The organism is Arthrobacter sp. 92 (genome assembly GCF_050260325.1).
GTDB lineage: Bacteria > Actinomycetota > Actinomycetes > Actinomycetales > Micrococcaceae > Arthrobacter.
The window spans coordinates 2,889,307-2,914,092 of sequence record NZ_CP189863.1 but is presented as its reverse complement, the minus strand read 5'-3'; the positions used below and the strand labels follow the sequence as shown (position 1 = coordinate 2,914,092).

25 protein-coding genes and 3 pseudogenes are annotated in these 24,786 nt (G+C 63.8%); 13 read left to right on the top strand and 15 right to left on the bottom strand.

Translation table 11 applies throughout. The features are described 5' to 3' along the window. Positions 1–2 precede the first annotated feature (2 nt). Positions 3–467, top strand: coding sequence for a flavin reductase family protein (locus tag ACP4XC_RS13475; RefSeq protein ID WP_427175110.1), 465 nt, complete (start codon positions 3–5; stop codon positions 465–467). 515 nt (positions 468–982) lie between these two features. Here the strand turns inward: ACP4XC_RS13475 and ACP4XC_RS13470 are convergent. Together ACP4XC_RS13470 and ACP4XC_RS13465 are read right to left on the bottom strand one after the other, a co-directional pair. Beyond that, positions 983–1,126 (bottom strand): hypothetical protein, encoded by a 144-nt coding sequence (locus ACP4XC_RS13470; RefSeq protein WP_427170435.1) that lies wholly within the window; start codon positions 1,124–1,126, stop codon positions 983–985. After that, positions 1,123–1,419, bottom strand: a complete 297-nt coding sequence (locus ACP4XC_RS13465) for a hypothetical protein (RefSeq protein ID WP_427170433.1) — start codon at positions 1,417–1,419, stop codon at positions 1,123–1,125. The genes ACP4XC_RS13470 and ACP4XC_RS13465 overlap by 4 nt, the downstream gene beginning before the upstream one ends. A gap of 381 nt (positions 1,420–1,800) precedes the next feature. Here ACP4XC_RS13465 and ACP4XC_RS13460 point away from each other — a divergent pair, with 381 nt between their 5' ends. The 5 genes from ACP4XC_RS13460 (at position 1,801) to ACP4XC_RS13440 (ending at position 5,707) form a co-directional block, all read left to right on the top strand. Next, positions 1,801–2,271 (top strand): Hsp20/alpha crystallin family protein, encoded by a 471-nt coding sequence (locus ACP4XC_RS13460; RefSeq protein WP_427170431.1) that lies wholly within the window; start codon positions 1,801–1,803, stop codon positions 2,269–2,271. A 57-nt stretch (positions 2,272–2,328) separates the two neighbouring features. Then, positions 2,329–2,634, top strand: coding sequence for a hypothetical protein (locus tag ACP4XC_RS13455; protein ID WP_427170429.1), 306 nt, complete (start codon positions 2,329–2,331; stop codon positions 2,632–2,634). A gap of 75 nt (positions 2,635–2,709) precedes the next feature. Beyond that, a complete protein-coding gene (locus ACP4XC_RS13450) occupies positions 2,710–2,898 on the top strand; it encodes a hypothetical protein (protein WP_427170426.1) in 189 nt (62 codons plus the stop codon). A 351-nt stretch (positions 2,899–3,249) separates the two neighbouring features. Beyond that, positions 3,250–3,993 (top strand): GAF and ANTAR domain-containing protein, encoded by a 744-nt coding sequence (locus tag ACP4XC_RS13445; RefSeq protein ID WP_427170424.1) that lies wholly within the window; start codon positions 3,250–3,252, stop codon positions 3,991–3,993. Between the two features lie 718 nt (positions 3,994–4,711). Next, positions 4,712–5,707: an alpha/beta hydrolase family protein gene (locus ACP4XC_RS13440; protein ID WP_427170422.1), complete on the top strand. Its 996-nt coding sequence runs from the start codon at positions 4,712–4,714 to the stop codon at positions 5,705–5,707. Here the strand turns inward: ACP4XC_RS13440 and ACP4XC_RS13435 are convergent. Next, a pseudogene (locus tag ACP4XC_RS13435) lies at positions 5,611–6,294 on the bottom strand (DUF1214 domain-containing protein); the annotation flags it as partial. The gene ACP4XC_RS13440 and the pseudogene ACP4XC_RS13435 sit on opposite strands and share 97 nt — an antisense overlap. 259 nt (positions 6,295–6,553) lie before the next feature. On the opposite strand from ACP4XC_RS13435, the pseudogene ACP4XC_RS13430 reads away from it, so the two are divergent. Beyond that, a pseudogene (locus ACP4XC_RS13430) lies at positions 6,554–6,790 on the top strand (helix-turn-helix domain-containing protein); the annotation flags it as partial. Between the two features lie 474 nt (positions 6,791–7,264). Here ACP4XC_RS13430 and ACP4XC_RS13425 read toward each other — a convergent pair. Genes ACP4XC_RS13425 through ACP4XC_RS13400 form a run of 6 tightly spaced genes read right to left on the bottom strand, consistent with a single transcriptional unit; the run spans position 7,265 to position 13,780 of the window. Beyond that, positions 7,265–8,143, bottom strand: coding sequence for a DUF6454 family protein (locus ACP4XC_RS13425; protein WP_427170420.1), 879 nt, complete (start codon positions 8,141–8,143; stop codon positions 7,265–7,267). Then, a complete protein-coding gene (locus ACP4XC_RS13420; RefSeq protein ID WP_427170418.1) occupies positions 8,121–9,674 on the bottom strand; it encodes an inositol monophosphatase family protein in 1,554 nt (517 codons plus the stop codon). The genes ACP4XC_RS13425 and ACP4XC_RS13420 overlap by 23 nt, the downstream gene beginning before the upstream one ends. Continuing rightward, positions 9,671–10,774 carry an ABC transporter ATP-binding protein gene (locus ACP4XC_RS13415; RefSeq protein WP_427170415.1) on the bottom strand — a complete coding sequence of 368 codons (1,104 nt, stop codon included), beginning with the start codon at positions 10,772–10,774 and terminating at the stop codon, positions 9,671–9,673. The genes ACP4XC_RS13420 and ACP4XC_RS13415 overlap by 4 nt, the downstream gene beginning before the upstream one ends. A 32-nt stretch (positions 10,775–10,806) precedes the next feature. Continuing rightward, a complete protein-coding gene (locus ACP4XC_RS13410) occupies positions 10,807–11,658 on the bottom strand; it encodes an ABC transporter permease (RefSeq protein ID WP_427170412.1) in 852 nt (283 codons plus the stop codon). Then, positions 11,658–12,620 carry an ABC transporter permease gene (locus ACP4XC_RS13405; RefSeq protein WP_427170409.1) on the bottom strand — a complete coding sequence of 321 codons (963 nt, stop codon included), beginning with the start codon at positions 12,618–12,620 and terminating at the stop codon, positions 11,658–11,660. Before ACP4XC_RS13405 ends, ACP4XC_RS13410 begins: the two co-directional genes overlap by 1 nt. After that, positions 12,617–13,780: an extracellular solute-binding protein gene (locus ACP4XC_RS13400; protein ID WP_427170407.1), complete on the bottom strand. Its 1,164-nt coding sequence runs from the start codon at positions 13,778–13,780 to the stop codon at positions 12,617–12,619. Before ACP4XC_RS13400 ends, ACP4XC_RS13405 begins: the two co-directional genes overlap by 4 nt. Before the next feature lie 470 nt (positions 13,781–14,250). Here ACP4XC_RS13400 and ACP4XC_RS13395 point away from each other — a divergent pair, with 470 nt between their 5' ends. Then, the gene (locus ACP4XC_RS13395; protein ID WP_427170405.1) at positions 14,251–15,435 is read left to right on the top strand and encodes a carboxylate-amine ligase; all 1,185 of its coding nucleotides are present in this window, start codon (positions 14,251–14,253) and stop codon (positions 15,433–15,435) included. Positions 15,436–15,469: 34 nt separating this feature from the next. Here the strand turns inward: ACP4XC_RS13395 and ACP4XC_RS13390 are convergent, their stop codons facing one another. Then, complete coding sequence (locus ACP4XC_RS13390) at positions 15,470–15,658, bottom strand: hypothetical protein (RefSeq protein WP_427170403.1); 189 nt, start codon at positions 15,656–15,658, stop codon at positions 15,470–15,472. On the opposite strand from ACP4XC_RS13390, the gene ACP4XC_RS13385 reads away from it, so the two are divergent. Further along, positions 15,657–15,851, top strand: a complete 195-nt coding sequence (locus ACP4XC_RS13385; protein WP_427170401.1) for a hypothetical protein — start codon at positions 15,657–15,659, stop codon at positions 15,849–15,851. The two genes, ACP4XC_RS13390 and ACP4XC_RS13385, sit on opposite strands and share 2 nt — an antisense overlap. A 99-nt stretch (positions 15,852–15,950) precedes the next feature. On the opposite strand, the gene ACP4XC_RS13380 is transcribed toward ACP4XC_RS13385, so the two are convergent. Then, the gene (locus ACP4XC_RS13380) at positions 15,951–16,244 is read right to left on the bottom strand and encodes a putative quinol monooxygenase (protein WP_427170399.1); all 294 of its coding nucleotides are present in this window, start codon (positions 16,242–16,244) and stop codon (positions 15,951–15,953) included. 47 nt (positions 16,245–16,291) lie between these two features. After that, positions 16,292–17,290, bottom strand: coding sequence for a LacI family DNA-binding transcriptional regulator (locus tag ACP4XC_RS13375; RefSeq protein ID WP_427175109.1), 999 nt, complete (start codon positions 17,288–17,290; stop codon positions 16,292–16,294). A 167-nt stretch (positions 17,291–17,457) separates the two neighbouring features. Between ACP4XC_RS13375 and ACP4XC_RS13370 the strand changes: the two genes are divergently transcribed. From ACP4XC_RS13370 to ACP4XC_RS13355, 4 genes are all read left to right on the top strand, one after another. Continuing rightward, positions 17,458–18,576 (top strand): substrate-binding domain-containing protein, encoded by a 1,119-nt coding sequence (locus ACP4XC_RS13370; RefSeq protein WP_427170395.1) that lies wholly within the window; start codon positions 17,458–17,460, stop codon positions 18,574–18,576. 78 nt (positions 18,577–18,654) lie between these two features. Next, positions 18,655–19,698: an ABC transporter permease gene (locus ACP4XC_RS13365; RefSeq protein WP_427170393.1), complete on the top strand. Its 1,044-nt coding sequence runs from the start codon at positions 18,655–18,657 to the stop codon at positions 19,696–19,698. Then, a complete protein-coding gene (locus ACP4XC_RS13360; RefSeq protein ID WP_427170391.1) occupies positions 19,695–20,501 on the top strand; it encodes an ATP-binding cassette domain-containing protein in 807 nt (268 codons plus the stop codon). The genes ACP4XC_RS13365 and ACP4XC_RS13360 overlap by 4 nt, the downstream gene beginning before the upstream one ends. A 154-nt stretch (positions 20,502–20,655) precedes the next feature. After that, a complete protein-coding gene (locus ACP4XC_RS13355; protein ID WP_427170389.1) occupies positions 20,656–21,627 on the top strand; it encodes a carbohydrate kinase family protein in 972 nt (323 codons plus the stop codon). A 653-nt stretch (positions 21,628–22,280) separates the two neighbouring features. On the opposite strand, the pseudogene ACP4XC_RS13350 reads toward ACP4XC_RS13355, so the two are convergent. From ACP4XC_RS13350 to ACP4XC_RS13340, 3 genes and pseudogenes are all read right to left on the bottom strand, one after another. Next, positions 22,281–22,538: pseudogene (locus ACP4XC_RS13350) on the bottom strand (LysR family transcriptional regulator); the annotation flags it as partial. A gap of 156 nt (positions 22,539–22,694) precedes the next feature. Further along, a complete protein-coding gene (locus ACP4XC_RS13345) occupies positions 22,695–23,069 on the bottom strand; it encodes a hypothetical protein (protein WP_427170387.1) in 375 nt (124 codons plus the stop codon). Between the two features lie 154 nt (positions 23,070–23,223). Continuing rightward, on the bottom strand, positions 23,224–24,618 hold the full coding sequence (locus ACP4XC_RS13340; RefSeq protein ID WP_427170386.1) for an Nramp family divalent metal transporter: 1,395 nt from the start codon (positions 24,616–24,618) through the stop codon (positions 23,224–23,226). Between the last annotated feature and the right edge of the window lie 168 nt (positions 24,619–24,786).

The following is a 24,786-nucleotide window of genomic DNA, read 5'->3' as shown; positions in this document are numbered from 1 at the left end:
AAATGTTCCGACATTTTCCATCTGGTGTGGCGGCGCTATGCTCGACCGTGGACGGGGAACCGGAGGGAATCGTCTCCTCGACTTTCACTGTCGGCGTGTCGTTCGACCCTCCGTTGGTCATGTTCGCCGTGCAGAACTCATCGCGGACCTGGCCACTCATCCGGGACAGCTCGCGAATCGGCGTTTCCGTCCTGGCCGCCGACCAGGCGGACATCTGCCGCCAGATCGCAGCAAAATCCGGCGACCGTTTCGCCGGGGTCCGGCTGACCACCGCGCCGTCCGGCGCAGCATTTCTGGACGACGCCGGGCTTTGGCTTGACTGCTCCGTGGAGACAGAGACACCTGCCGGAGACCATGCCGTCGTGCTTCTGAGGGTCCACGAACACTGCACCCGGGACAACAGCCACGACCCTCTGATATTCCACGCCTCGGGTTTCCGGAGCCTTCAGATGTCCAGCGTCGCCTAGCGTGCCTGGCCGCGTTCGGCGGCCCGGGGTGCGGGCGACAGCGAACAGGAAAGACTTATGGCGGGGGCGCCCCGCGGGAGATCCGGTGACGATTTGCGACGCCGGGTGACTCTGCATGTCATCGGGTGACGTTCGCGGCCGTTGTTAGGACCCTGGCCGGATCCGTAATGTCATGCCGTGCCGCCGTTCCGGGTCCAGGCGAAACAACTCACCTGGAGTGTTCCGCCTGGTCCCGGAGGTCCCGCCGACCCCGGGGGTGCTGGTGACGGGTTCACGGAACTCACCCAAATACGGGCGTGCTGCTGTCCGCCGGAAATTCCCCGTGGCTTGAGTCTTCACAACTCATAGGTCTTCCCCGAAGCCAGCGGCTTGTCGCCGAAACGGCCTGATATGGCTCACCCCCAACAGGCTTGAGCCATATCCGCCGGCCATTAGCGGGGCGGGGGTCCGGGAGGGTGCTCCCATTACGCGGTGTGAGCGCGCCGATATAGTTCCTGATCGATGAGGCCGAAGAGTTAGACGGCGACGGTCGACCCCACGTGTTTCTGTACCTGGCGCAGCGATTGGCGCAGGTTCAGGAGGTCTTCATCGGATACCAGGGACCACCTTCCAAAATGGTGGAATATCCGGTTGCGGCGCTCGGGTTTTTGTCCGCTCATGCGGCTACCCTCGCTGCCAGGGCCGGGTGGTGCCCACGACGGGTGCGCACGGGCCGGTGCGCGGAAAGGGTTGTGACACCGGCGCCGGAGAGGGCGTGGAGCGCTTCCGGCGAGCTGGTGTGGAGCTGGTCCAGGTGTAGGTGAACGGCAAAGCCGGGCAGGACGCGCCCGGCGCGGCCTACTACTGCGAGGAGGGCGCGGACGTTGTTGGGGGTGAGTTTTCCTGCGGTTCTAAGGGTGACGGTTGTTGCGTCCATGTCGACGGCAACGGTGACGGCGAGTTTTGCGGTCATAGGGAAAAGGTCCTCTACGAAGCACTGACGGCCGCTTTCTTGACCTCTTCCAGAGTACCGAGATTGCCGGAGGCGGCCACCATTTGTGAGGCACGTCACGCGGTTCACGCCTCCGGCTAGCGATGAAATCTAAAAAAGTGCGGTGGCGACATAGCAACCCGAATCGATTGGGCCGTAAATCATAGAAATTCACTCCACGCAGCGGAGGTCCTGTCCGAGGAGGCGTGGTTCCCGAAGCGGAGCGATTCAGGCCCTTCCAGTGAGTCAACGGAATGTCGGGGGACCTTCGTCCCTGTCGTCTCCTGCCCGCCGGGGTATCTACTGGGATGACCCGGGGCTTACAACGGAGTCCTGCCCTGCTCTGAAATGGGAGAAACCGCCATGGCTGATTTGATGAGATGGTCCCCGTTCGCAAGCAGCCGCTGGAGTTCGCCGTTCGACGCCCTCCTCGGGTCCCCGGCCGGGTTTATGGACGCCTTTGACCGGATGCTTGAGTCCGCGGCCGGTCCCGCCCCGATCAGGGTCGAGGAGTTCGTCGATGACAAGACACTTGTTGTCCGGGCCGAGATGCCCGGACTGGATCCTGAGAAGGACATCGAAGTGAGCATTTCCGAGGGCGTGCTGCACATCAGTGCCGAGCGCCAGGAAAAGGAAGAACACAAGGACAAGAACCGGTACCGCTCCGAGTTCCGGTATGGCTCCTTCACCCGCGATCTGCCGCTGCCCGAGGGGATCAGGGAGGAGGACATCAAGGCCTCCTACACCGACGGTGTCCTGGAAGTCAGGACCCCGCTGCCCGAAGCCGTTGCGGCCGGAACGGAAAAGAATACGCTTCCCATCACCCGCGGCTGAAACCGGCACGGCGGAAACGTGCAGGTCCGGGAGCGCGGCCCTAAGGCGGGGACTCCGATGACCATCAGATCGAACTGGAACGAGTTTGACCCTGCCACCCGGCAGTGGCTCATGGATCACCACGGTGCGGTCATCGTGCCCCGGACCGTGGCGGCCGCCATCAACCGGGCCACCGCTGAACCGGTCCCCACCGATTCCCACGGCCAGATCAGGCTCACGGACGAGGACGTCCTGTTCATCCGCAACCGGGCCCACAGCGCCTACGCCGCCCACGGGGTCGAACGGTTCTTCGACGCCGTCCAGCCCGAAGGAGCCCGGCATCACCCGGCCAGGAAGAACGCGCACAGATGGCCCCACGCATGAGCGCCCGGAACAGTCCGCCGGAGTTTGGTCGTAGACCGGTGAAAAGGGCCGGGCGCGGCGGTGGCGGGGCTCTTCATGGGTGACCCGTCCACGGTCGCGTTCAACCTCACGTTGCTTCCAACAGCTGCGCTGGCGTTCCTGATGTTCCTGTCCGGCTTCGTCTTCTTCACCGTGGTTCTTCTCGCTGCCGGCGCGATCCGGTTGATCGCACTGTTCCTGACAACCGCGGCCGGAAGACTGTTCGAGAGGCAGCACGGTGCCTGAGACCTGTCAGGCAGAACGACGGCGGATTGCCCGGTCCCGGCAATCCGCCCGTGGATAGGATAACCACAAGCGCCGTCATCGTCCGGGATCTTCTTCGGCGCTCCTTCGTGCACGGGGACAGGCCGTTGGACTCTAACGGCGTCTGTTGAAGAGGTATTGCATAGAGACTCCCGGTGGTGCGTTTCGATGATGATGCTGTTGAAGCCGGGGTAGGCGGCTCGGGCGTGGCGTTGGAACCCGCCGGGGCCGCTGCATCCGCCCAGACTTCCATCAGCGAACGTGGAGGGACCGTGCCAGATGGTGCCCAGTCGGGTGCTCTCGAGGGGGACGGCGGCGTTGAGGGGGACGGGCATGGACCAGAAGAGCCAGGCACTGGGCGGCGATGCGGCCATGCACCTGCAGGATGCCCTTCTGGCGAGCGGGGATGTGGAGGGCTTTCTTCACGCCCTTGCGGGCTATGCCGCGTCGGCGTTTTCACGCCCCGAGCGGGCTGTGCACTGCGGGGTGCATATCAGCAGCCGCCGGAAGGCGTCGGCCTCCGCGGCGAGCAGCAGTCAGGCTCTGGACCTGGAGCACATCCAGAACAGCACCGGCGACGGGCCGCAGCTTGCCGCGGTGGGCGATTCCACCATCGTGCACATCCGGGATATGGAGCGGGAGGAGCGGTGGCCGCTCTATGTAAAAACTGCAGTGACTGGCGGATTTCGATCCGTTCTCGTTGTCCCTCTGGCCCTTGGCGATATGGCCCGCGGCACGTTGACCTTTTATGCCCCGGTGTCGTCCGCATTTGGTTCCGACGATGTTGCCAGCTTTCAGCTGTTCGCCGGGGAGGCCTCGAAGTCGCTGAGGCTTGCTTTGACGATCGCCAGGTGTCAGGACGCGCGGAGGGACCTTTTGGCCGCGCTGGAATCACGGACGGTGATCGGTCTGGCTGCGGGAATGATCATGGCGCAAAACCGGTGTTCCCAGGATGATGCTTTCCGGATCCTCCGGGAAGCATCGAACGCGCGGCACATCAAGCTCAGGGATGTTGCCGCTTCTGTCATCGCCCCGATGGCTGCCGGCACCGAGGTCCGGGTCCACTTCGATGAGTGACGACGGAGAAGATTTGCCAAAATTGTGGGGGCATGAGGGCGTAGAAGCGCCCCGATGTTATTGGGGGATACATCGGGGCGCTCAGGCAAGCATATTGCTGTGCTTTGCGCCAGTCAACACGGGGTAGCGGTGCCGTCAGTCCGGCTTCCCAAGAGGAATCCCGGCCGGCACGTGAGGCACGATGCCACGCCGGAAGGCCCGCCATGACGGTGACGCTTGCCTCTTGCGGCACCGGAAAACGAGGCGTATTAATGGTTATACGTTCTTCGAAAGAAGGACGGGAACGAACACCAGGGGAAACCCGGAACGCACGTTGGATCTGATCCAGGGTGGCCTGTCGATGACGCGGCAGGAAACACCGGTTTCTCACTAGTTCGGGAGATGATGTTCGTCATAACGGAATCAAAACAGTCGAAGCCCCTTCAGCATTGCTGACGGGGCTTCCCCTTTGCCCTGACAGTGCAGGCTGCCTCCGCCCGGTCCGACGGCCCGGTCAAACCTCCCCGACGCGGCCGCGGAACCGCCCGAGCAGGACAGCAAGCCCCTAGCCCGGCTGGGCCGTCGGTCCGCACTAGTCTGGACCCCGGCGTTCTTGAGGATCGCCGCTACGACCTCCGCTTTGTGCGCTGCGAACGCGCCCCAGTCTTTGGTACTGGCGGCTGCTTCGCCTGGGTGAGGTCGATTGTCCTGTTCGTAGTTCGGTGTGAGACTGGCGGACATGGCAAGTTCCCTTGATGTGTCCTGGCAGCTGGATGGCATCCCCATGGAGGGCACGGTTGTCCGGCCCGACGGCGACGGTCCGTTCCCGGCGGTGGTCCTGGTCGCCGGCAGCGGGCCGACTGACCGGGACTGGTGCTCACCGTTGCTTCCCGGCAGCCACGGCAGCGGCCGGCTGTTCGCCGAGGCGTTTGCCCGTGCCGGCATCGCGAGCCTCCGCTATGACAAACGGGCCTCCGGCCCGCACGCGATCGAGAACATCACGAAGCTCATCGGTAAGGTAAGCATGCAGTCTCATCTGGATGAGCTGGTCGCGGCCGTCGGGTTGCTCGCCGGCTTGGACTTCGTCGACCCCGCGAGGATTGTCGGGCTCGGCAACAGCGAGGGCACCCTCCATGTGCTCCACTACGCCACCAGTGACCAGGACGTGCCCTTCGCCGGGATCGTGCTTGCTGCACCGCCCGGACGCCCCATCCAGACTGTGCTGCTCTCCCAGTTGGCTCTCCAAGCCGCCCAGGTCCCGGGCGGCGCCGGGCTCATGCCGAAGATTGAGGAAGCTGCTGCGCGCTATACGGCCGGGCACCCGATGAACCTCGATCCGTCTCTACCCGAGAACGTGAGAATGGTGCTTGCGAGCTTCGAGGCTCCGGCGAACCTTCCGCTCGCCCGCGAACTGTGGGTCGAGTCCACCGGCGACTCCCTCACGAAAGTGCGGATCCCCGCGCTCGTGTTGATTGGCGGCAGGGACGTACAGATTGACGCCCGCGCCGACGGCGGCCCGCTCCAGGAAGCCGCCGCCGGGATGGCAAACGTGACGTTCGCCTTCCCGCCCAACGCGAACCATGTGTTCAAAGAAGATACCCGCACCCCGGACGAAGTCGCCGCCCTACCGGGGAACGGCTACAACGCCCCGGAAACACATCTGGACCCCGAAAGCCTGGCGACGATCCTCGGCTGGCTGGAGCGGACAGTGAATTTGAGAACGTCCCCCGTCTGACCCGCGGGCCTCGCATGCGTGGTAGCGACGACGCATGCCGCACACGCGACGTCTTCGTCTGCGGCCGCTGGCAGCACCACATAGCAACCCCATGGATGACACACGGGGCTGCCACACGGCACCACCAGCGGGCAGCACTGCACGTTAGCCGATCCCTCTCGCCAAATAGCGCTGTGAAAACGCCGCCATTTACCGCCGAAAGTCACAGCGATTCCTGATTTCGCACGACCTACGCTGGGTCCATGGCTATTGTTCACAGAGCAACTCTGACTCCATCGAAAATGGAGCTCCTCAAACAGTGGCATCAGTTTGAACTTCCCGGGAGGAGTCGGCAGCCAGTTCTGCTCGCGCCCGTTCGGAGCCTGATGCTGGAGATAGATATCGACTGACTTGTCGGCGTTGTGCGAGAGGGGTGCACGGTCACCAACGCTGTAGCGATTAGTTGGATTGCTCACCATATACCCGGCGACATCGGTCGGAGTGAGCGACCAGAAGGCCCCATTCGGCGGGATTTTCCCGGCAGGAAAATGCAGGACGTATCCATGCCCGCCGCTCAGCGTTTGCCCTGAGCCATCCACAGTGGTTGTCCAGTACGCGGCCGGTTCGGGTCCGGAGGCCTACCGCTTCACAGCGGAGCGCAAGACGCTAGTGCCTACCGGACAGCCGTTTAGGCAGCCTGGTTGTGGCGCCGAAGTCGGCTAGAGAGAAGGTGTGCACAATGTGCACACCTTGGGCTTCCGATCGGGTTGTGTTAAGTTTCGCGACATGGGTGACGGTTCTGCATCAGGACATCGGTGACAGTTCAGGGATTCCTGATGGTGACACTTCTGCCATTCTGATGGGTGGATGAGTGGAGTTGAGCCTGTTGATCCTCGTGTCCGTTTAGCCATCTCGCAGTGGCCGGATGACCCGCCGCGTGGTGCCGTGACATCGTTCTGTACCGAGCATGGCATCTCCCGTAAGACGTTTTACGTGTTGCTGGGCCGAGCCCGGGCCGAGGGCCCGGCTGCAGCGTTGGAACCGCGGTCCCGCCGGCCGCGCACGAGCCCGTCCAGGATCAGTGATGAGGCCAAGGAGCAGGCACCCCGGGTGGGGGGTCATCCAGCGCTGGGTGGGGAAGAAAGTGTCCGCCGGCGTCGAACTCAATTTCCTTGGGTGAGACGACCTTTGGTGAGTGGATCGCCATCGCCAAGGTGTATCCCAAGACGCCTTGAAGTTGAGGCAGGCAGTGTTTGCCTTGAGGATGTCGTCATGGATGTTGCTTTTGTTCCCTGTTCGCGTGAGTGGGGCCGCGAAGCTGGAACGGGGCCACCAGTCGGGCCAACTCATCTCGACGTTTGTGTTGACGGCCCACACCGATGCCGGGTGGCGAGGAGGTGCCAGGTTGAGCTGAGGTCGAAGAGCCGCGGGATCATGGGGATGTTGTGGCATGCACGTTTCGCGCTGACTTCATGCGGTTGCGTCATCCCGCCATCGGAGGGATTCAAGACATCCTCAGCGGGACACATCATCCTATGACTCCTGCCCTCTCCCGGCGAACCATTGTGTCGATCGTTATCAAGCGCGGGGCATCATGCGGTAGGTGAGGATCCGGGTTCCTCTGATATCTTCGCCATCATCCGGGGCGGCGTGCAGGAGGATCTCTTTGGTGTCGGTGGTGAGGGTGACGGGGTTGCGGGTGATGACGTGGCCCGCGTCGCTGAAAAGGCTGACCGGCACGTTGTGGCTGATCCGGCGATTTAGCGGGTCAACCAGGGCGAGGCCCCCGAGTTCGTGGGTGCCACCGGCGGGCAGGGGCAAGAGGGAGATGCCGCTGCACAGGAGCAGACCCGGAGCGGCGATTTGGGCGTCCTGGTAGTCGATGTAGTGGTCCGGGTTTTCCCAGCGGTCGAGCACTCGCCCGTCCGAGTCCCAGGTGTAGAGATGGCGTGAGCCCCAGTTTCCGCCGTAAAGGAGGTCGGAGCCGGGGTCGCGGAGGATCCAACCGATGTGGTCATCCACCCGGAACCGTTCGCGTGCGGTGTGCTTGACCGGGTCGATGCTGTAGATGATGCTCCTGCTCGATGCCCGGTACTCCGCCAGGGAAACCCAGACGTTCTCGCCGTCGTAGTCGATGCCGCCGGGGTGGTACATCGCTCCTTCGCCGACGGTGATGTCGCTCATCAGCGCCCCGTCAGCGTCGAGGACGAACACATGGCCGGCTCCGCGGCCGGGCGTGCGGAGGGCGGGGTCCGCGGCGGGGACGGGTTCGTCCAGGATTTGGACGGAGGAGAGGAATATCAGTCCGCTGGCGAACGCCATCCCTTGCGGGTGGTGGGTGGGGAAGTCGAGGGGAACCTCGCCCACCAACTCCCAGCGGCTGCTCCGGCCGATCCTCGCGACGTGATCGGCGAGGCCGAGCACCGGAGTGGTGTCAGCCGTGGTCGGCACCGGCATGTGCCTGCCTCCAGATTCTGTGAAGTTCGGCAGCGTGTGCGGGGACCGCGACGAGGACGCCGCCAGTGGAAGGGAACGGGTCGGTTTCGCCCTCGGCGTTCAGGACAGCGCCGCCGGCTTCGAGAACGATGAGCGTCGCGGCCAGGTGATCGATCGGGCTGAAGCTGCCGATGATGGCGCCCGCGCCGCGTCCTGCGGCGATACCGACTACGGTCATGGTGGCTGATCCCATAATCCGCATGATGCTGTGCCGCCGCCCGAGCTCCTGGAGCAGTCGGAGCATGCCGGGCCACGGGAGATGGCCGGCGAGTTCGGTGGAGACCACTTTTCCGGCAAGGGACGGATGAGGTCCGTCTGCGGCCCGGGGGAGGGCCAGTTCCCTGCCGTTCAGGCGTGAACCGTGTCCGGCTACCGCTTCGAAGACGTCACCTCGCCAGGGATCGGCGACGACGGCCACAAAAGGGGTACGGTCGATGGCCAGTGCCAGGGAGAAGGCCGTCCAGGGGATGTTGTTGACGAAGTTCGTTGTTCCGTCGACAGGATCGAGATACCAGCAGGGCTGGCCCGCAGTGGCCGTGCCGCCCATCTCTTCGCCGACCACGGTGTGGCCCGGGAGCCTGGCGGCAATGACGTTACGGACGTGGCGTTCGACTGCGACGTCTACTTCACTGACCAGATCGCCCGGGTGCGCCTTGGTCGAGACCTCGCCATGGTCCGCGGTCCGGGTGTACGTGATCGCCCAGTCTGCGAGTTCCCGGGCGACCTCGAGGGCCTGCAGTGTTTCGGCGCCTGACAGGGCCGCCGGTGGTGAGGTGTCGGGCCATGTGTCGGGGTCCTCGGCGATCGTGGCTTGCAGGAGTTCCAGGCGGTTGCTGGTGATCGAGTCCACCCCGAGCCTGAGCACCCAGCGCATGGCCTCCCGGTCATCGACGGTCCAGCACGCGACCCTGGAGTCCATATCGTGGATCCGGTCAACCGTGGCCTGGCTGAGGAGGACGTACTCGGCGTTGACGAATTCCGGTTTGAGCTCCTCCAGCAGTTCAGCCGGCGGAGCGGATCTCTGGTTCCACGGCAGCCAGATCCGTGCGTCCGGATCCAGTGCACGGATTGTCCGCATGCCCTCCAAATTTCCGCACCAAGAGACGTCCACGCCGCTGGCGAGGACAACGCCGGCTGCTGCGGCCGCGGGTTCGGCGTCTTCCATATCGATCAGAAGTCGGGACGGGCACCCTCTGAACAGATCCAGCGCCTCGGAGAGTAAGGGGATGCGTTCCTGACCCGTTCCCAGATCGCGGACCACGTCGTAGTCGACATCGCTGACGTTGCGCTCCATACCCCACAGCCGCAGCAGGGAGGTGTCGTGGAGCACGACCACGTGTCCGTCCTTGGTGAGGCGGACATCGACTTCCACAAGGTCCGCTCCTGCAGTGATGGCTGAGCGGATGGCCGGGAGAGTGTTTTCCCGAAGGTTGCTCGAGTCCCCCCGGTGGGCGGTGGCCCGGGTCTTCTCAATCGGGATATTAGGCCTCATTGTGCCGTGCCGGATTCTTCGATGAGGTGTCCGTTCCGGAAGGTCATGGCCTTGGAAATGGCGGCATGGACCTGTTGGCCAGGCGCGGGTGTTTCGCCGGTGACGAAGCTGCGCAGCCGCGCGTCCGCCCGCCGGAGGTGAACCTCTTGGAAGTGACCGCGGGGGACGACCCGTTCGACGGTGGCCGGGAGTGAGCCCTTGAATGCTCCGACGGACAGGGTGACGTCTTCGGGGCGGATCCCGATCACGTCGGTCCCGGCGGAGATTGTTCCCGCGCTGAGGGTTCCTTCGATTCTGTTGAGGCTGCCGATGAAGGTTGCGACGAACTCGGTTTCGGGCCGGGCGTAGAGGTCCGCCGGGGTGCTGAACTGCTCGATCCGTCCGGCGTTCATGACCGCGATCCGGTCCGACATGGACATCGCTTCTTCCTGGTCATGGGTAACGATGACGGTGGTGATGCCAAGGTCCTGCTGGATGTTGCGGATGTCGTCGCGGACTTTCACGCGCAGCTTTGCATCCAGGTTGCTCAGCGGCTCGTCCAGGAGCAGGAGCTTCGGCTCCTGGACGAGGGCGCGGGCCAGCGCGACGCGCTGCTGCTCGCCGCCGGAGATGCGTGCCGGTTTGGAATCCTTGTGATGGAGCAGGCTGACAAGTTCAAGGACCGTTTCAACACGCTCGGTGATCTGGGCCTTGGAGAGCTTGCGCAGTTTCAGGGGGAACCCGACGTTGTTCGCGACGGTCATGTGGGGCCAGAGGGCATAGTTCTGGAAGACCATCGCGCTGGGCCGTTTCTCCGCGCCCAGGTGGGAGACTTCCTGTCCCTGGACCTCGATGGAACCTGAATCGGGCTGGAGGAAGCCTCCGATCATCCGCAGGGTGGTGGTTTTACCGCAGCCGGAGGGGCCAAGCAGGGACACCAGCTCCCCTTCCCCGACCGTCAGATTGAGGTCATCGATGATTGTCCGGCCGCCGAGGACTTTGTGCAGTCCCCGGATGTGCAGGCCGCGGCCGGCCCGGGTTCCGTCGGTTGGGGCGGCCGTTCCGTGGTGCTCCGGCCGCTGGCGAGGGGCGGCTGGTGTCAGGGTTTCGTGTGTGGTCATGGGGTCTCTGTCCGGCGTTGAGCGCTGTGGCGCTATTTGATCTGGAAACCCTCGGCGAGCTGGCCGCCGAGGATGTGCTTGTGTGCGGCGAGCATGAGCGCGACCGAGGGAATGGCCAGCAGGATGGAGAAGACCGCCGCGACCTGGGTCGGGTAGTTCAGCACCAGGCTGTACATCTGGGTGGGCATTGTCATGAAGGCGGGGGCTCCCACGAGATATGTTCCCTGTGCTTCATCGAAGGAAGCCAGAAATGACATGACGGCTGCGACAATGATCCCCGGCAGCGCCAGGGGCAGCGTCACGGAGGAGAACACCCGCGCTCTGGAAGCTCCGGCGTCGCGGGCGGCTTCTTCCAGGTTCCGGGGCACTGCGGCGAACGCGGCCGCCGGGATCCAAGTCATGAACACCACTGTGCCCAGGACATGGACGATCAGGATTCCCAGCACGGTGTTCATCAGGTTCAGCGCGTAGAACAGTGCCGCGAGTGTGACGAACAGCCCCATTTTGGGGAACGCGTTGGTGGCGAACAGGCTGATCAGGAAGAACTGCCTTCCGGGGAAATTGAAGCGGGCGAAAGCGTACGCCGCAGGAAGGCAGATGACGGCTGAGACAAGGACAGTCATCGGCGCGAAGAACAGCGAGTTCTGCACGGCCACTGCCAGGGCGCTGTCGTTGAAAACGACCTGCCACCAGCGCAGCGTCCAATCATCGGGCAACAGATTGGGAAAGGTCCAGGTCCCGGCGAAGGCATGAATACCGAGCCACATCAGCGGGCCCAGAATGAAAAGGACCATCAAAGCCACGAAAAGTGCCACGAGGGCGCCCAAGGCCAGCGACCCGGTCGTCACCTGGCGCCGCTGGGGTGCGTGAGTGTTTATGGCCATCAGAGCTTTCCCTGTTCCTTGGCGGAGCGGAAGTTCGCCCATACGTAGAGCGCCGCGATTCCGGAGGCAATCAGGAACACGGTGAAGGCCATCACGGCGGACTGTTGCGGCTGGTTGAAAGACGAAAAGTAGTTCGACATGTCCACCCCCAGCATGTTCGGTGAATTGGGCCCGGTGAAATAAGGGACGGTGAATGACCCGACGATCCCGATGGCAGTGAATGTTGTGGCGATGATGATGGGAACCGCTGCCATCGGAACGATCACCGAAACAACGATCCGCAGGAATCCGGCGCCGGCGTCGCGGGCCGCCTCGATCATTGCCTCGGGCACCGCCTGCAGGCCGGAGGAGACCATGAGCACCGCGAAGGGAAGCGACGTCCAGACCGAGCCGATGATGACGGTGACCATCGTGAAGGCCCAGACCGGGAACTCAAGACCGAACTGCGCGAACACGCTGCGCAGGAAACCCGTGCCCGAATAGAAGGTCAGGATGGCCCACGAAGCGATCACCACCGGTATGAACAGCGGTACGATCGCCAGCCCCGAGAGCAGGCGGGCGGCCCGTCCGCCCCGGAGCTTGAGGAACAACCCGATCCCCAGAGCCAGGAAGAGAACCGCCGCAGTGCTGACCAGGGTCACGGTGACGGTCACCAGAAGATCGCCCAGGAAACGCGGATTGGTGAACATCTCCTGATAAGCGGCCGGGGTTCCCCACCAGTTTCCGGCCTCGTGCACGTTCTGCCCGATGGTGGCGATGGTGTGGTTCAGGCCTCCGGTCATTCCGATGCTGAAGCCGAAGGCGAGCACGATCGGGAACCCGATGAAGAGGGCGATCAGCAGGATCGGTGGGAGCGCCATGAGGAAACCGATGCTTCGCGGGCCCGGCCGGCTGGCGGTCCGGGCGGCGGCCGGAGGCTCCGCCTGCCGCGGAGCCTCCGGCTTTTCGAGCGTGGCCGTCACTGGCCGGGGACCTTCTGGTCCCACAGGCTGTTCAGGTCTTTGCCCATCTGGTCGAAGTAGCCCTTACGCAGGTTGTTCGTGTCCGCGTCCTTAAATTTTTCCTTTACATCGGCGGGAAGCTTGTCCAGGCTGATGGCCGGGAAGCCCGACATTTCCTTGATGATCGTCGACTGCGCGTCGGGGGAGAGGACGAAGTTCGCCAGTTTCAGCGCGGCGTCCTGACGTGTGGTGGACTTGGGAATGCCCAGGTAGGCCGCGCCCCCGGTGAAGGACGGGTTGCTGATCTGTGCGGCTTTCACCGTCGAGGCGATCTGGCCGTTGGCCACTCCGGTGATGAACTGGTCGGACCAGACCGGCGCCATGGAGATTTGTCCGCTGGCGAGCAGGTCAAGGGTCTGCTTGTTCCCGTTCGGGTAAACGCCCTTCTGGAAGACGTAGGGGTTCAGTTCCTTCAGGGCCGCGAAGCCTGCGTCCCAGTCGCCCTCAAGGCCCTTTTCGTATCCGACAGTCATCTTGGCCCGGTCCGCGGCCGGAACGTACTTGTCCAGGACTGTGGCAACGAATGCCCCGCCGGAGCCGCCGGACTTGGGGGAGTTGTAGGTGAACTTCCCGGGGTTCGCCTTGATCCAGGTCAGCAGGTCGTCCAGAGTCTTCGGCGGCGTCGGGACAGTCTTGGTGTCGTAGGCCAGCAGGACGGCGGATCCGCGGTAAGGGATGCCCCCGGTCCCTCCAGCCTGGATGACTTCCTGGGGCACGTCCTTCAATGCCGGCACCGTATCGGTGGTCACGGGTGTCAACAGGTTGGCTGCCGAGGCCTTGGAGACGAACCCGCCGTCGACAAGATCGAAGTCGGGCTCCTTCTTCTGTTCCGTGGCGCTGGTCAGCTTTGCCAGTGTCTGGGCATCGTGTTCCCCGTGCAGGTCCAGGGTGACCTTGACGCTGTAACCGGGGTTGGCCTTCTCAAACGCCGGAACCAGGCTCTTCTCCCACAGGCTCTGCACATTGGTATCACCGCTGATCAACACGGTGATTGTCTTGTCAGCGGACGCGCCCGCGGCGTTGTCCTGGGCGGTGGCAGTACTGCTCTGGGCACAGCCGGTCACAGCGGTAGCTGCTACAACGACAAGTGCCGCTGCGGATAGTAAGCGACGTGTAGTCACGATGTTTCCTTCATATAGTTCCGAAAGTCCCCCAACCGAAGTCACCAGACTCTACGAACCATGTGAACAACGACGGCGGCGACGGTGAACCACCAGTGAACCGGACCATCCTTCCCCATGAATACGTCAGGACATAAGAACATTGATTTCGTCAAAGCAGTGAGGCCCCTGACTAGTCTGCGTGCCTTCACGAGGCCCCACCGTGAAGCCGGTGCGTCATGCGGAGCTCCCGGCGTGTCAACGACGGCGTCGGACAAGTCGGGAACTCCTTCGAGGTTTGGGTGCGAGGTGAAGCGTTTTCGGTCGTGCCACCCTTACCTCACGTGTCCCATCCTCAGACCACAACCAGGTGATGACTCGGCGCTTCGATCCCGGAAGTGTTGGATTGGTCGGAGTTGCTGTTCTCCGGGCGATGCTGCGCCCACGGGATGTGGTCTTTCGCCAACGGATTTGTGGGCCACACTTAGCACGTGCGTACTCTTGGTGTTGAGGAAGAATTTCTGATCGTGGACCCCCGAAATGGCGGTCTCCTGCCCTTGGCCGGAGAAGTCCTGGGCCTCCATGATTTGGGCCGGGGCGCGGAGAATCCTCCCCGGTACCCGATGCTGGCCGCTGAACTGCAGCAGGAACAACTCGAGGTCATCACCGGGCCGCACAGCAGTCTGAGCGGACTGGCCGCCGAAATACGAGCCGGCCGCTCCTATGCAGAATCTTTGGCCAGGAGCGTGGGCGCGAGGATATCCGCCCTCGGCACGTCGCCGCTTCCGGTCGCGCCCCGGCACACCCGCAACGACCGGTATGACGCACTGGTGGAAAAGTTCGCTCTGACTGCTCGGGAACAGCTGACGTGTGGGTATCACGTCCATGTTTACGTCGGCTCCGATGAGGAAGGAGTGGCGGTCCTGGACCGGATCCGGTCCTGGCTCCCGCTGCTCATAGCGTTGAGCTCCAATTCCCCGTTTTGGAACGGCACCGACAGCGGCTATGCCAGTTTCCGCACACAGGCCTGGAACCGGTGGTCAACGGCGGGTCCGACGGACGTGTTCGGCTCGGCGGACGCCTACTACTCATTGGTGGAACGCTTGGCAGACACCGGCGTCGTCACCAGCCCGGATTTTGACGCCCGGCTGTCCGCCAGGCACCCTACCGTGGAGATCCGCGTATCCGATGTTTGCCTTGACGTCCGGGATGCCGCCCTCATCGCGGCCCTGGTGCGGGCGCTGGTGGAGACCGCCGCCAGGGAATGGGAGGCGGGAAAGCCGCCGGACATGGTTCCCGCGGCGATCCTGCGCCAGGCAGCGTGGCGAGCCAGCCGGTTCGGTATCGAAGGAAGCCTGCTCCACCCCGTGGCTCACAAGCTGGACACCGCAAGAAATGTCGTTACCGCAATCTACGATCACGTCCGGGACGCCCTCGACGAGACGGGCGACGCAACGTACGTGATGGAAGGCCTGCAACGCATTCTCACCCAAGGTACCGGTGCCACCCGGCAGCGCCGCTCCTACGAGCGTAACGGCAGCCTCGCCGACGTGGTAACCCACGCCACCGGTGTAACCCACGAGGAAACGAGCAATCCCCACTCCGGCGCGGAACGTGTGCTCAGGTCCGTAGTGATCCCCAGCCGACGTCCGGGCGTGGCCGCCCTTTCGCGCTGATAGATCCGCTCGCCGCCGCCAGACCGGGCGGAGGTCAGTGCCCGGATGACACCAGTCCGACGAGGGCTTGCCCGATCGCCGGGAACACGGCTGCGCCGAGGACCGCGACGGCGAGGACCAGGGCATACTGGCTGATGTTGATCGTCAGACCGTGCCCGATGGTGCCGACGATGACGGATGAAACCAGATTCGCGATCAACTGGACGACGAGGCGGCTGGCCATGATCCCCCAGGTCGGTGCCGTGGTTTCCTTCGTGGGAACGCCGGACAAGCGGTTCCACAACGCGGAGACGGTCAGCGGCCGGAATCGCCTTTACGTGGTCAATAATCTGGACACTGACGCGCCCGTCGCTCTCGGTTCCCCTGACGCGGATCAGCGACTCAATGGAATTCTCGGCACCCCAGCATTTCAGTAATGTCCCCCCGCAGATCAGCCAGCTCCTTAACGCGGTCGGGAGCCTCTGGGGAAGACCCTAGCGGGAATGTACTCTCGGCCCGCAACGCCCGGCGCACTGCTACTGAAGTGCGCGGAGCCAGGTCAGTTCCGATCCGTCGCCTTCAATGAGACCTGCGAGTTCCTCGTTGAATTTTTGTCCGTAGTGGGCTCCAATGTGCTCATCGAAGGCGGCCTGGTCACGGTAAACCTCGAAGACGATGAACTCGTTGGGCCGGGATTCCCTGGTATAGGGCCAGAAGACCACGTTTCCCGGCTCGGCGCGGACGTGTTCGGAGAGCTCGCGCATCATTTCCGCGACTCTGGCCTCGCAGCCGGGCTTGACCGTGAATTCGGCGTACAACGTTTTAGTCATGTCATATCCTTTGCTTCCTACGAAAATTTTCGGAATAGTCAGTTGGGTCAGTCCGCCGGCCGGAGCTCGCCCGAACCCCGGACGATCAGCTCTGAGGGGACAACCCAGGTGCCGGGCCGGCTTTGGTCGCCGTCGATCCTTGCCAGGATCCGTTCGGCGGCAAGTTTCCCGATGCGGTCGGGGTGCTGCGCGATGACCGTGATCCCCGGTTCCATCATGTCCGCCAGGGCAAAGTCGTCGAAACCGACCAGAGCCACTTTGGTGCTCGCGCCCGCTTCCTTCAGCGCCCGCATGGCGCCGAAGGTGACCAGGTTCTGGCTGGAGAATATGGCGGTAGGGGGATTCCGGGAGGCGAGCAGTGCGTGCGTGGCCAGGCGGGCTGCCTCTTCATCATGAAGATCCTCAGTGACCGGGACTGCGGACGCGGGAATCCCGGCGTGGCCGAGTTCCTCCACGAAGCCCCTGCGGCGTTCCCGCGCGGTCTGGATCTCGGGCCGGTCTCCCAGATACGCCAGTCTGGTATGACCGTGGCTGAGCAGATGGGCAGCTGCCCGCGCTCCGCCGGTGGCGTTATCACTCACTACGGCGTCGGCGTCAACCCCGATCGGTTCACGGTCAATGAAAACGATCGGTAGGTTCTGGGAATGTTGAGGTATGACGTGGGCCTGGCTCTTGGCGATCGGGGTAAGGACAAGGCCGTCGACGCGCCGCCGCAGAAACGCGGCGACGAGGGCTTTCTCGCGCTCCGGGTCGTCGTCCAGGCTTGCGGCAAACACCGCAATGCCACGCGGTGCCAGAGCATCTTCGATGGCCCGGTGGATTTCCCCGCTGAACGGATTAGCCACGCTGGGAAGAAGCAACCCGATGGACAAGGTTCTCCGGCCGGTGCGACGAAGACTGCCCGCGGCCATGTCCACCTGATAGTTCAACTGTTCCACGGCCCGGAGAACGCGGACCCTCTTCGCTTCTGACACGCCCGGTTCGTCATTGACGACCCGGGAGACTGTCTTGATCCCGACGCCAGCGAGTGCGGCGACGTCGCGCATGGTGGGGCGCTGCTTCGCGGTGCCGGGATGGTAACCGTTAGACAACGATGTCAACGACCTGCTCCTTCTTATTCGGAGAACTCTTGACTCTCCATTGTGATCCGGGTTACACCTTACATGACATCGTTGTCAGGCACCTCAGTGCCGAATACAAAACAGGAGATTCAATGTTGAGTTCCAAAGCCCTCGGGCCGGCCGTCAACCGCTTCCTCGCCGTCGGTGCAGTTCTGACGATCGGAGCGCTTAGCCTGACGGCCTGTGGCGGTGGTTCTTCGGCCCCGGCCTCCGGTGGAGCCTCCTCCGCCGGGAAGGTCGGCGTTTCGTTGATTGTCAAGACGACCACAAACCCGTACTTCGTTGCCATGGAAGACGGCGCGAAGAAGGCCGCCGAGGGCGGAAACATTGACCTGAAACTTGCCGCGGGCAAGTCCGATGGCGACGAGGACACGCAGATCCAGGCAATCGAGAATGCCATCAGCAAGGGCGACAAGGGCATCCTGATCACTCCGAACGGACCGGCCGTCGTTGATGCGATCAAGAAGGCCCGCGACGCCGGGCTGTTCGTGATCGCCCTGGACACCCCGCCGGACCCGGCAAACGCTGTGGACATCACGTTCGCGACGGATAACTTCGCCGCCGGCAAGCAGATCGGCCAGTGGACCGCGGCGCAGCTGGACGGCAAGAAGGCCACCATCGCGCTAGTCGACCTGTTCAGCGACAAGGTCGTCTCGGTTGACTACAACCGTGATCAGGGATTCCTTGAAGGAATGGGCATCCCCACGGCCGATAAGACCAAGAACGGTGATGAGGCCAAGACCGGAAAATACACTGGAGGCAAGGGCGGGGACTACGAAATCGTTGGCAATCAGGCTTCCCAGGGCGCCGAAGACGGCGGCCGGACCGCGATGGAAACGCTGCTGTCGAAGAACCCGAACATCAACGTCGTCTACACGATAAATGAACCGGCCGCGGCAGGCGCCTATGAGGCGCTGAAGGCCGCGGGCAAGGAAAAGGGTGTGCTGGTGGTCTCAATCGACGGTGGCTGCACCGGGGTGAACAACGTCAAGTCCGGCATTATCGGGGCCACGGCGCAGCAGTACCCGGTGAAGATGGCCCAGCTGGGCGTGAAAGCAATCCAGGACCTGGCCACCACGGGAAAGAAGCCCTCAACATCCGAAGGGCTGGACTTCTTCAACACCGGGTCAGCGCTCGTGACCGACAAAGCCGTTCCGGGATTGACGAGCATCGACACGGCTGCCGCTGCCCAGATCTGCTGGGGCAAGTAACCAAACCCGTCCGGTTCCGGGGCCAAGCCCCGGGACAGGCCGCCGATACACCCCTTAATGCTGAATGCAGGAGCAAATGTGACCCAGCAACAAACCGCCGGACCGCCGCCAGCTCAGGCGGATCTCGCCGAAGAATTCCTTGACCGCAGCACCCCACTGAGCAGGATCCGGAACGTTCTCCACCGCTACCCGGCCCTGAGCCCGGCCATCGTGCTGCTCGTGGCGGTCATCGTCTTCGGAATCCTCAACGACCGGTTCCTCCGCCCCGAGAACCTGTCCCTCATCACCCAGCAGGTCGCCGTCATCGGCACTTTGGCGATCGCGCAGACCCTCATCATTCTGACCGCGGGCATCGACCTCTCAGTGGGCGCGGTCATGGTCCTGGCTTCCATGGTGGTCGCCCAAACGGCCGTCAACAATGGTGTCCCGGCCATTCTCGCCCTCGTCGCCGGACTCGTCATCGGTTTGGTCGCCGGGGCACTCAACGGTTTCCTGGTCACCCGGCTCAGGCTCCCTCCGTTCATCGTCACCCTGGGCACCTTGAACATCTTCATCGCGCTGACTCTGCTCTACTCCAACGGCGCCACCGTCCGCGGATCCAAAATGCCGGACCTGCTCACGTGGACTGGAACCACCTTCCCCATAGGCGGGGTCCGCGTTTCCATCGGCGTGGTGATGATGCTCCTGCTCTACGGCGTGGTGGCTTTCATCCTGGGCAAGACCGCCTGGGGCCGCCACGTCTACGCCGTCGGCGATGACAAAGAGGCGGCGCGGCTGGCCGGCATTCCCGTCAGCCGTGTGCTGATGAGCGTGTATCTGGCAGCCGGAGCGGTGCTGGCAGCCGGCGCCTGGATCCAAATCGGCCGGACGAACGCAGCCAGCCCGAATGCAGGGGTCGACCTCAACCTCGACTCCATCACCGCCGTCGTCATCGGCGGGACCAGCCTCTTCGGCGGGCGCGGCTCCATCTGGGGATCACTGCTCGGTGCCCTCATCGTCGGGGTCTTCCGCAATGGCCTATCCCTGGCCGGCCTCGACGTCTTGTACCAAACCCTCGCGGTGGGCATCCTCGTCATCGTCGCCGTATCCGTGGACCAGTGGATCCGAAAGGTGAAGTCATGACCGTCACAGAAGCCTCAGTCCCATCCGTGCCCCCTGGAGAACCAAACCGAGCGCCGATCCTTCAAGCCAGGAACCTCGTCAAGACCTTCGGCCGGGTCGTGGGCCTGGACGGGGTCAGCCTGGACCTCTACCCGGGGGAGGTACTCGCGATCATCGGCGACAACGGTGCCGGGAAATCGACCCTCATCAAATGCCTCACGGGAGCGGAAGTTCCAGACACGGGAGAACTCTATGTTTCAGGACAGCAGGTGCATTTCAAGCGACCGCAGGACGCCCGGGCTCACGGCATCGAAACCGTGTACCAGAACCTTGCCGTCTCACCGGCGCTCGATGTCGCTTCGAACCTGTTCCTCGGCCGCGAAGAACGCCTCCCCGGCCCTCTGGGGAGCCTGTTCCGGATGCTCGACATCAAAGGCATGCGCAGGAAAGCCAAGGAAGAACTGACCCGCCTCGGGATCTCCACCCTGCAGGACGTCACAGTGGCTGTGGAAAACCTCTCCGGCGGACAGCGCCAGGCTGTCGCCGTCGCCCGTGCCGCCGCTTTCGGCTCCAAAGTCGTGGTCTTGGACGAGCCAACAGCGGCCCTAGGGGTCCGGGAATCCAACCAGGTGCTGCAACTGGTCAGGGACCTCCGGGACCGTGGCCTGCCGGTGATCCTGATCAGCCACAACATGCCTCACGTATTCGATGTCGCAGACCGGATCCACATCCAGCGCCTCGGAAAATGCGCCGCTACCATCACTCCTGAGTCCCACAACATGACCGACGCCGTCGCGATCATGACCGGCGCGGCCACAGCATAAGAACCGGTCCTGCCATACCGTACGGGGCAGGATCTGTCCGCGGACCCTCCTTGTGGGCTTCACGGGCAGATCCTGCCCCGTCGCTTCGGAGCACGAACCACGCCCAGAACGGACACCGGGAAGTCCCTGCCTTGCACACGTGAAGAAAGAGATCATGAACACCCTTGAACCGAAGCCGGGACCCCCGCAGGTCCTGGACGTCATCGTTGTCGGCGAAGCCCTCATTGACATCGTAGAGTCCGACACCGGCACCATCGAACATCCGGGCGGGTCACCGGCCAATGTCGCCTACGGGCTCGGCCGCCTCGGCGTCAGCACAGGCCTGAAGACCGCGATCGGGGAGGACCGGCACGGCCGACTCATCCGGGAACACCTGAACAGCGCCGGTGTGCAGCTGCTGCAGGGGTCCACCTCGCTGGACAGAACAGCAACAGCGACGGCGACCCTCGCCGCCGACGGCTCCGCCAGCTATGAATTCGACATCCGATGGGACCTGACCCAGGCCGCTCCAGGCTTCTTGCCCAAGGTCTTCCACACGGGCTCCATCGCAACGTTCCTGGCCCCCGGAGCGTCCGCCGTCCGGTCCCTGATGCTCCAATGCCACCACTCATGCCTGGTCACCTATGACCCCAATATCAGACCCGCCCTACTGGGCAGCCACCACGAAGCCAAGACCATCTTCGAGGAACTCGTTCCACTGACGGACGTGGTCAAACTCAGCGACGACGACGCTCAATGGCTCTACCCCGGAGCACCACTGCAGGACATCGCGGCCCGGATCCTCAGCCTGGGCGCGGAACTGGCCGTCATCACCACAGGTTCCAACGGCTCCCTGCTCTCCACACCCACAGTGCAACTGAGCATCCCCGCATTGGCCACACAAGTAGCCGATACCATCGGCGCCGGCGACTCATACATGTCCGCACTGATCCACGGGCTCCTGAGCCGCACCGGCGAAGGCCTCGGCCCATCGGTACTGGAAAGGATAGGACGCAGCGCATCCCTGGCAGCAGCAATCACCGTAGGCCGCCCCGGAGCCAACCCGCCGACCTCGAACGAGCTCCAGGCAGCAGTGACACGACACCAGTCCATTGATCCCACCACCGCCTTCGCCCCAACTGCCTGAGCGCCCGCATTCGATCGGCCGCGAAACGCGGGACATGAGAGGGAGTCTTTGAATCAGGTGGATCCGGGGTTGGCGTCCCCCCGCCGGGCGTGCCCGGCGCGGGGACGACTGATCATGAGCGAAACCATGGCCCCGTGGCGACTGACATGGATCAGCGAGGGTCGGCCCAGCAGTGCCTGACCCAGGCCAGGATGAATAGGCAGCCCCATGGTGAACCACTTCGAGGCCGGCTGGGCCGAGCCGGATCCGCACGGAGCTTCTACGGCTCGCTCTTCGACTGGAGCCTTGGTGAGCTTCCGGCCGGCTACCGGATGGTGAACGGCGGCAATGGTGGGTTTTTGGACTGCTTCGCTGGGCGGAAACACTGGGGCGATCTTCTAGGTGCAGGTCGAGGATAGGCCGCGATCGCCCAGGCAGAGTCGCTCTGCGCTAGCGTCGCCCTCCTGTTCGTTGACAACGGCGGCATTGAGTTCGCCCACCTCATTGACCCGTAGGGAAGCCGCTCCGGTGTATGTCGCCCGAGAAGGCCGGTCTCGCCCGGACATTAGATCGGGCGCCGCTTGTTCGGGGCAGGCTGCCACTGTCGCTACCCATCGGGCGCCGCCACCTAGGGGAACGGGGACGGGACATAGTTCGAACACAGGATCAGCAAGGCGCAGCGCCTGTACCGCAGATTGTGCGGCGTCCAGGTCCCGCATCACCAACCGGGCTGGGCCAATGAGCTCCTTTCCTGCCTCACTGAGGACAGCCCGGCGGCCAATGCGGTGGAAGAGCGGCACTCCCAGATCTTTCTCCAGGCCGGCAATGGTCTGGGAAAGGGACGGCTGGGCGATAAGCAGATATTCTGCGGCCCGGCTGAAATTGTCGTGATCAACGACGGCCAGAAAATACCTCAACTTCCGTGTATCCAACGCCATGCCCTTCACCGTGCGGTTCTGAAAGCTTCCCGCGCTGTCAAAATCCCTGTTCTGAGGCAACAACAGGTGCCGCGATCAAGCACGAATAGCCTACGTCAGGGAGGGTGCTGCCATCGACACCACCGTGGCCATCCTGCAACAGGACTGGGGCTACGAAAAAGGTAACGGGGCAGCCGAGTCCAAGTGCTGGTAAAGCGCGTCAACCAGCTGTCCCAAGGCATGGTCCGAGAGGGCGCGAACGGTGCTGGCCGGGTCGAGAGTCCCCTCATAAAGCCCTGCCGCGTCGATTGTTGTTGCGGGATCGCCCTGGTTCAAAACACCCCGGCCCGCGCCGGCATGGACCGGTGACGCGGCGTCGAGTTGGGCCAGCACTTCACCATCCGCGCCCACATGCATGAGGCAGATGGGCAGTTCCACCGGCTCCATCAAGGTAACCGGGATGGCTTCATTGCGTCCGGTCTTGTCATTGTTCCCGCTTGCCGCCTTTGCGGCGGTTGCTGCTAGGCCGCGGAGTGCGAGCAGCACGTCCGGATCAAGATGGGTTGCCCCGCTGAGGCCAAGGACGATGGGGCCTGTGCCGGCCCTTCGGGCGGCGCCGCGAAGGTTTGCCAGAAGACTTGGTAGTTATCCTGGGTCAGGCATTCCCTGAGCTCCGTACGGTGCCGCTGTGGCGACGGGGTTAGCCTCCGGTAATGGTCGTCCAGAGGCCGATGCCGCCGGCCACGACCATGATGGCCGTGGTGGTCCAGCCGAGGGTGGCGGCGAGTTTGCCGTTGCCGTATTCGCCCATGATGTCCTTGTCACCGGAGATCAGCATGGTCACGATCAGGAACGGGGCGGCAGCGATGCCGTTGATGGTGGCGCTGAGGATCAGGAGTCCGATCGGGTCGGTGGCGAAGTAGCTGATCAGCACGCCGCCGAGGGTTCCCGCGCCCAACAGGAGGTAGTACAGGGGTGCGCGGCGGGGACTGCGGTCAAAGCCCCATTCCTTGCCGAGCAGCCCTGCCAGTCCGGCGGCGCCGGAGGCGGCGAGGACCGGTACCGCGAGGATGCCGGAGCCGACGAATCCGGCCGCGAACAGGAACTTGGCCGCTGGCCCGACAATTGGTTCCAGGGCCTTGGCGGCGTCGGCCGCGGTCTTGATATCGGTGCCGTTCCTGCCCAGGGTCGCGGCCGTGGCGGCCATGATGGCGAACATGACCAGGACCGAGAAGAACATGCCGATGAACACATCGGCCCGGGCGTTACGGAGCGTGTGGGCTGCAGCGGCCGAGTCAGGCCGGTCGCGCAATCCGACCGCGTGTTTCCCGCCCCGGTCCTCGCCCCGGAGTTCGTGGATCCGGTGCGCGCTTTGCCAGAAAAAGAGATACGGGGAGATCGTGGTGCCCAGAACAGCAACGATCAGGCCCAAATACTCCGGGGCGAACCGGAACTGCATCCCGAGCAGGCCGGCTGCCACATCCGCCCAGTCGACGTTGGCGACGAACAGGACCGCGACGTAGGCCAGCAGGCTCACGCACAGCCATTTGAAGACTTTTGCGATGAGCGCGAACGACCCCGTCATCAGAGCCGCCCCGATGCCGATGCCGGCGACGGCGCTCCAGAGGTGGTCCGGTCCGGCGCCGAGCATCTCCATGCCCTGTCCGATCGCCATCAGGTCCGCGGCGGCATTGAGAACATTGGCCACCAGCAGCGCGAGGATCAGGACCGCGATCACCATCCGCGGCCGGCGCGAGAACTTAATCCGGGCCAGCTTGCCCAGGCTGTTCCCGGTCGCCAGGGCGGTCCGGTCGCAGATCTCCTGGACCGCCATCATCATCGGCAGTGTGACCGGGGCCGTCCAGAGCATGCCGTTGGAGAAGCTCGCCCCGGCCTGGGCATAGGTGGCGATTCCTGACGGGTCATCGTCCGCCGCCCCCGTTACCAGCCCGGGACCCAGCAGGCCGGCGAAGCGGCGCAGCCGCGAGGGTCTCGCCTCCGCAGCGGCGGCAGGCTCGCGGAACGGCTGCCGGGACACGTCATCTATGGCCGGACCCTCAAGAGGTTTTGGTTCGGTGGCCTCGCCGGTACTCATAGGTCTTCTCCCGATATCCGCCGCCGCCGAATGCTAAGCAGGCTTAGTTATCACTAAGTTAGCCCATGGCGGGGCAGGAAGGTGCCACCTCGGACGTCGAGCGGGCTGCGAGGACACCGCTACCGGGGTGTCGATCCGACGGCCGATACGGTAATGACCGCCGTCCGA

Excerpts from the sequence above, each read along its gene's own strand:
- ACP4XC_RS13355 (WP_427170389.1), top strand. The coding sequence starts at position 20,656 with ATGAACACCCTTGAACCGAAGCCGGGACCCCCGCAGGTCCTGGACGTC.
- ACP4XC_RS13450 (WP_427170426.1), top strand. The coding sequence starts at position 2,710 with ATGGGTGACCCGTCCACGGTCGCGTTCAACCTCACGTTGCTTCCAACA.
- ACP4XC_RS13470 (WP_427170435.1), bottom strand. The coding sequence starts at position 1,126 with ATGAGCGGACAAAAACCCGAGCGCCGCAACCGGATATTCCACCATTTT.
- ACP4XC_RS13385 (WP_427170401.1), top strand. The coding sequence starts at position 15,657 with ATGATCCCCCAGGTCGGTGCCGTGGTTTCCTTCGTGGGAACGCCGGAC.
- ACP4XC_RS13445 (WP_427170424.1), top strand. The coding sequence starts at position 3,250 with ATGGACCAGAAGAGCCAGGCACTGGGCGGCGATGCGGCCATGCACCTG.
- ACP4XC_RS13380 (WP_427170399.1), bottom strand. The coding sequence starts at position 16,244 with ATGACTAAAACGTTGTACGCCGAATTCACGGTCAAGCCCGGCTGCGAG.
- ACP4XC_RS13475 (WP_427175110.1), top strand. The coding sequence starts at position 3 with ATGTTCCGACATTTTCCATCTGGTGTGGCGGCGCTATGCTCGACCGTG.
- ACP4XC_RS13375 (WP_427175109.1), bottom strand. The coding sequence starts at position 17,290 with ATGCGCGACGTCGCCGCACTCGCTGGCGTCGGGATCAAGACAGTCTCC.
- ACP4XC_RS13360 (WP_427170391.1), top strand. The coding sequence starts at position 19,695 with ATGACCGTCACAGAAGCCTCAGTCCCATCCGTGCCCCCTGGAGAACCA.
- ACP4XC_RS13455 (WP_427170429.1), top strand. The coding sequence starts at position 2,329 with ATGACCATCAGATCGAACTGGAACGAGTTTGACCCTGCCACCCGGCAG.
- ACP4XC_RS13415 (WP_427170415.1), bottom strand. The coding sequence starts at position 10,774 with ATGACCACACACGAAACCCTGACACCAGCCGCCCCTCGCCAGCGGCCG.
- ACP4XC_RS13465 (WP_427170433.1), bottom strand. The coding sequence starts at position 1,419 with ATGACCGCAAAACTCGCCGTCACCGTTGCCGTCGACATGGACGCAACA.
- ACP4XC_RS13390 (WP_427170403.1), bottom strand. The coding sequence starts at position 15,658 with ATGGCCAGCCGCCTCGTCGTCCAGTTGATCGCGAATCTGGTTTCATCC.
- ACP4XC_RS13370 (WP_427170395.1), top strand. The coding sequence starts at position 17,458 with ATGTTGAGTTCCAAAGCCCTCGGGCCGGCCGTCAACCGCTTCCTCGCC.
- ACP4XC_RS13340 (WP_427170386.1), bottom strand. The coding sequence starts at position 24,618 with ATGAGTACCGGCGAGGCCACCGAACCAAAACCTCTTGAGGGTCCGGCC.
- ACP4XC_RS13410 (WP_427170412.1), bottom strand. The coding sequence starts at position 11,658 with ATGGCCATAAACACTCACGCACCCCAGCGGCGCCAGGTGACGACCGGG.
- ACP4XC_RS13440 (WP_427170422.1), top strand. The coding sequence starts at position 4,712 with ATGGCAAGTTCCCTTGATGTGTCCTGGCAGCTGGATGGCATCCCCATG.
- ACP4XC_RS13460 (WP_427170431.1), top strand. The coding sequence starts at position 1,801 with ATGGCTGATTTGATGAGATGGTCCCCGTTCGCAAGCAGCCGCTGGAGT.
- ACP4XC_RS13425 (WP_427170420.1), bottom strand. The coding sequence starts at position 8,143 with ATGCCGGTGCCGACCACGGCTGACACCACTCCGGTGCTCGGCCTCGCC.
- ACP4XC_RS13420 (WP_427170418.1), bottom strand. The coding sequence starts at position 9,674 with ATGAGGCCTAATATCCCGATTGAGAAGACCCGGGCCACCGCCCACCGG.